The sequence below is a fragment of the Methanobrevibacter sp. UBA417 genome (genome assembly GCF_002508845.1).
In the GTDB taxonomy this organism is placed as follows: domain Archaea; phylum Methanobacteriota; class Methanobacteria; order Methanobacteriales; family Methanobacteriaceae; genus Methanobrevibacter_A; species Methanobrevibacter_A acididurans.
The window spans coordinates 1-4,124 of record NZ_DAZC01000018.1 but is presented as its reverse complement, the minus strand read 5'-3'; the positions used below and the strand labels follow the sequence as shown (position 1 = coordinate 4,124).

Below are 4,124 nucleotides of genomic sequence, written 5' to 3'. Positions count from 1 at the left end.
ATTGAGGTTGTCGCCCCGCACCCTCGTGACTTCAGTCATGAGTTAGGGACGACATATGTCGAATAAAAATAATGTATAAAGCCTTATAGATAGTTGTTTATAATAATAACATATGTTACACTATATATGAGGTGGTAACATATGTCAGAAGTGCATACAGGTAGAGGTTATGTTTATTCAATACAATATCATATAGTATGGTGTGTAAAATATAGACACAAAATAATACAAGGAGATATAGAAAATAGACTAAAAGAAATAATATATAAGATAGCCGAAGATAATAATTTCAAAATAGAAGAAATGGAAACAATGCCAGACCACATACACTTATTAATAGAATGCAGTCCGCAACACTATATTCCAGATATTATGAAGGCATTAAAAGGAGTAAGTGCGAGACTATTAATGAAAGAATATGGAGTGTTTCTAAAAAAGAAACTATGGGGAGGACATTTGTGGAATCCTTCATATTTTGTGGCTACAGTAAGTGAAAATACAGAAGAACAAATAAGAAATTATATAAAAAGTCAGAAAGAAAAATAGAAAGTGAGGTGAATTTATCTATGAAAACAGTAATAAAGGGTTACAAATACAGGATATATCCAACAAAAGAGCAAGAGATACAACTAGCAAAAACATTTGGATGTTGTAGATTTGTATATAATCAGATGTTAGCAAAAAAAATAGAATTATATAAAACTGAAAAGAAGTCTTTGTCTAAATTTGATTCTAAAAAATATATGACAAATCAATTAAAAAAGGAATATCCTTGGCTTAAAGAAGTAGATAAATTTGCTTTAGAGAATTCTATTTTTAATTTACAAGATGCTTATCAAAAGTTTTTTAAGGAGCATACTGGATTTCCTAAATTTAAATCAAAACATAATCATTATTATTCATATACAACCAATTTCACAAACAATAATATTAAAGTATTGTTTGATGATAATTTAGTACAATTACCAAAATTGGGTAAGGTAAAAACTAAACTACATAGAATATTTACTGGAAAGATATTATTTGCAGCAGTTAGTAGAGTTCCAAGTGGAAAATATTATGTTAGTTTTAATGTAGAATGTGAGCATGAAGAATTACCTCAAAACAACAATAAGATAGGCTTTGATTTAGGAGTTAAGGAATTTCTAATAGATACAAATAATAACCATATAGAAAATCCTAAGATATTATATAAATATGAGAAACAGTTAAAGAAATTACAAAGACAGTTATGTAAAATGCAAAAACATAGCAATAATTATAAGAAACAAACTAAAAAAATTGCTAAATTGCATGAGAAAATAGCAAACATAAGAAATGATTTTCAACATAAACTATCTTCACAAATAGTAAAAGAAAACCAAATTATTATAAGTGAAGATTTAAACATCAGTGGTATGCTTAAAAATCATAATTTAGCAAAAGCAATAAGTGATGTATCATGGAGTGAATTTACAAAACAATTACAGTATAAAGCACAGTGGAACGATAGAATATATCATAAGATTAATCCATGGTTTGCATCAAGTCAAACTTGTAATGAATGTGGAAACATCAATAAAGAAGTAAAATGTTTAAGTATAAGACAATGGGTATGCTCTGAATGTGGAGCAATTCATGATAGAGATGAAAATGCTAGTAAAAATATACTCAAGCAAGGACTAAAAGAATTAGGAATAAATGCTTAATATAAATAAAAAGTAGGGTAGGAACTATCCGAATTATAACGCCCATGGAGTTAGTAGGTTACGAGGACTATGATGTGGGAAACTTTAGGAGTAATCCTAGAAGCCCGTCACTTCAGTGATGGGAGGTTCACAGAACTGAAGTATTGGATAGGGTTGGAGAATTATTATTATTACCTAATACAGAATATGCAACTACAGAACAAATAGCAAATTATTATGGAGTAGATATGAGCGTAATAAGGATGCAAATATCATCAAATAGGGAAGAGATAATGTCTGATGGAGTTAAAAATCTTTCAGGAAAAGACACGAAAAAATTTTTAGTAAGTAAAAACATTTTACTTACTAACTACAGAGGATATTTTGAAACAAATGGTCAACGTTTTTCTAACAGAAACAATTTATTGTTTCCTAAGCGTGCAATACTTCGTATAGGCATGCTTCTGAGAGATAGTGAAGTAGCTAAGGAAGTTAGAACTAGACTTTTAGATGTAGTGCAAGATACCGAAGAATCCTCACCAGAAATAGTACAAAATGTGGTTAATGAAATTAGTGAAGAGAAACAATTAATGTTGGATAGAGTAGAAGCAGAAATGTCAGGTAATTATGATGAAGTGTGTGTAGTAAATGCTAAATTGTTTGCACTTAAAAATAAAAGAATAAAAGAATTGGAAAAAGAAAATGAAGAAATATCAACTCATGCTTTAACTATTATAGAATCCAAGGATGTGATTAATAGAATAGTAAGAACAATAGCTGTAAAAGAATACAATGGTATGTTTAATAAAGCTTTTGGAGAATTATATGCCAAAATGAATTATATTTTAGGAATAAATATTAAGAGCAGAGGAAAGAAGAACGGCAGTTACTTAAATTCATTAACAGAAGAAGAAACTTATAAAGTAGAAGAAATAGTAAGAAATTGGGCGGTTAAATTAGGTTTGGATTTAGATAATTTATTAAAAATAGCATAAAAGTTAAATTTTATTTAAAAAACAAAATATAAATAAAAAGGAGAATTAAGATGTATCATATAGCAACTTGCAGTAACAAGAATTGTGTTAAGCATGATAAATGTTTAAGATTTCTAGACACTAAAGAGGAAAATAAAGAAGTTGATTTCAGAATATTATGCAATAAAGATAATGGATATACATATTATTGGGAGGTAGAAAAAAAATAGAAGGTAATCTAGTGATTTAAATTAGATAGTATTTATAGTAATCTAAATAGCATTTAACTATGAAAGAAGAACTATAAAGAAAGAGGGGATGATTTTATAATGAAACAAAGCAATATTAAGGTATTAGAATTCAGAAAAGAATTAAAAAAATTATTAAAAAAATATAATTATTTGCTATATGGTAGTACATTTATTGATGAAGAGGGTATAAATATTTTAGATGAAGGTGTGGAAGAAACATTTAGTATGAAACCATATTATTCAGACTATGAATTATATAAGGTTGATGAAAATAATGAAGCGGTTAATTTAAGAAAAGAATACATATTAAGCAAATTTAGCATTGAACAACATTCTGATATAGGAAATTTAAATAAAAGGGTTGGAATAATTACAAATAATGAGAGCAAAGCAGATATTGTTTTAAACTATATTCATTTAAAAGATAGGGATAATGTAGTTCACTATAGAGTAGGTAAGGATTATAGTAAATTGACACTTAAAGATGGTACTCACTATATTTGGATAACGCCAACTGATTATAATAGAGGATATAAGCTTGGTAAGGCATATATTGATAAGGATATTGACACGGAAATATTAAATAATATTGTTTTACCAATGTGTTCTTATTGCACAAGAGATAATATAACAGTAATATAAAGATAAAATATAATGAAAAGGGGAATTATAAATAAAAATGACAAAATCAACAACTCATGGTTATGGAATAGAATATAATGGTATTAAATGGGTATATTCTGATACGAAAGAAGATATAACTGATATAAGACCATGCAGATACTGTAGTAAAATGCAAACTAAAGAGGGGTATGATGGATGTTTAGGTTATATACCTGGTGTGAGGAGTGCGTGTTGTGGTCATGGTATAGAAAATCCATATGTTGTAACAAATGACGGTGAGTATATTCAGTTTAATAGTGTTGAAGAATTAAAAGATCATTCATTTTAAAGATAAATTATAAATGAGAAAGGATGATTCAATGGATAAAGCCAATACAGGTTATACATATAAAACTGGTGAACCGATATTTATGGGTGATAATGTAGAATTAAGTATAGTAATGGAAACTGATGATGAATGGTTAGAAGAAAGAAAATATAAATGTATTATTGATAAAAAAGATGGCGAATGGGCATTAATACGGGGTAATTATTGGTGGTGTTTAAAGGATGTAGTTAATAAAATAAAAAAGATTGAATAAAAGTACGTGAACTACCACGAGCCTAAA

At 27.8% G+C, this 4,124-nt stretch carries 7 protein-coding genes; all 7 read left to right on the top strand.

Features of this window, described 5'->3' with window-relative positions; translation table 11 throughout:
* Positions 1 to 141 precede the first annotated feature (141 nt).
* Positions 142 to 546, top strand: a complete 405-nt coding sequence (gene tnpA / locus BP769_RS02960; RefSeq protein ID WP_413862031.1) for an IS200/IS605 family transposase — start codon at positions 142 to 144, stop codon at positions 544 to 546.
* Between the two features lie 20 nt (positions 547 to 566).
* Positions 567 to 1,688: an IS200/IS605 family element RNA-guided endonuclease TnpB gene (gene tnpB, locus BP769_RS02955; RefSeq protein WP_413862029.1), complete on the top strand. Its 1,122-nt coding sequence runs from the start codon at positions 567 to 569 to the stop codon at positions 1,686 to 1,688.
* 143 nt (positions 1,689 to 1,831) lie between these two features.
* A complete protein-coding gene (locus tag BP769_RS02950; protein ID WP_413862027.1) occupies positions 1,832 to 2,662 on the top strand; it encodes a hypothetical protein in 831 nt (276 codons plus the stop codon).
* A gap of 50 nt (positions 2,663 to 2,712) precedes the next feature.
* On the top strand, positions 2,713 to 2,871 hold the full coding sequence (locus tag BP769_RS02945) for a hypothetical protein (RefSeq protein ID WP_413862025.1): 159 nt from the start codon (positions 2,713 to 2,715) through the stop codon (positions 2,869 to 2,871).
* Between the two features lie 99 nt (positions 2,872 to 2,970).
* Positions 2,971 to 3,534 (top strand): hypothetical protein, encoded by a 564-nt coding sequence (locus tag BP769_RS02940; protein WP_413862023.1) that lies wholly within the window; start codon positions 2,971 to 2,973, stop codon positions 3,532 to 3,534.
* A 37-nt stretch (positions 3,535 to 3,571) separates the two neighbouring features.
* A complete protein-coding gene (locus tag BP769_RS02935; protein WP_413862021.1) occupies positions 3,572 to 3,844 on the top strand; it encodes a hypothetical protein in 273 nt (90 codons plus the stop codon).
* 31 nt (positions 3,845 to 3,875) lie between these two features.
* On the top strand, positions 3,876 to 4,097 hold the full coding sequence (locus tag BP769_RS02930; RefSeq protein ID WP_413862019.1) for a hypothetical protein: 222 nt from the start codon (positions 3,876 to 3,878) through the stop codon (positions 4,095 to 4,097).
* Positions 4,098 to 4,124 lie beyond the last annotated feature (27 nt).

Excerpts from the sequence above, each read along its gene's own strand:
- BP769_RS02945 (WP_413862025.1), top strand. The coding sequence starts at position 2,713 with ATGTATCATATAGCAACTTGCAGTAACAAGAATTGTGTTAAGCATGAT.
- tnpA (WP_413862031.1), top strand. The coding sequence starts at position 142 with ATGTCAGAAGTGCATACAGGTAGAGGTTATGTTTATTCAATACAATAT.
- BP769_RS02940 (WP_413862023.1), top strand. The coding sequence starts at position 2,971 with ATGAAACAAAGCAATATTAAGGTATTAGAATTCAGAAAAGAATTAAAA.
- tnpB (WP_413862029.1), top strand. The coding sequence starts at position 567 with ATGAAAACAGTAATAAAGGGTTACAAATACAGGATATATCCAACAAAA.
- BP769_RS02930 (WP_413862019.1), top strand. The coding sequence starts at position 3,876 with ATGGATAAAGCCAATACAGGTTATACATATAAAACTGGTGAACCGATA.
- BP769_RS02935 (WP_413862021.1), top strand. The coding sequence starts at position 3,572 with ATGACAAAATCAACAACTCATGGTTATGGAATAGAATATAATGGTATT.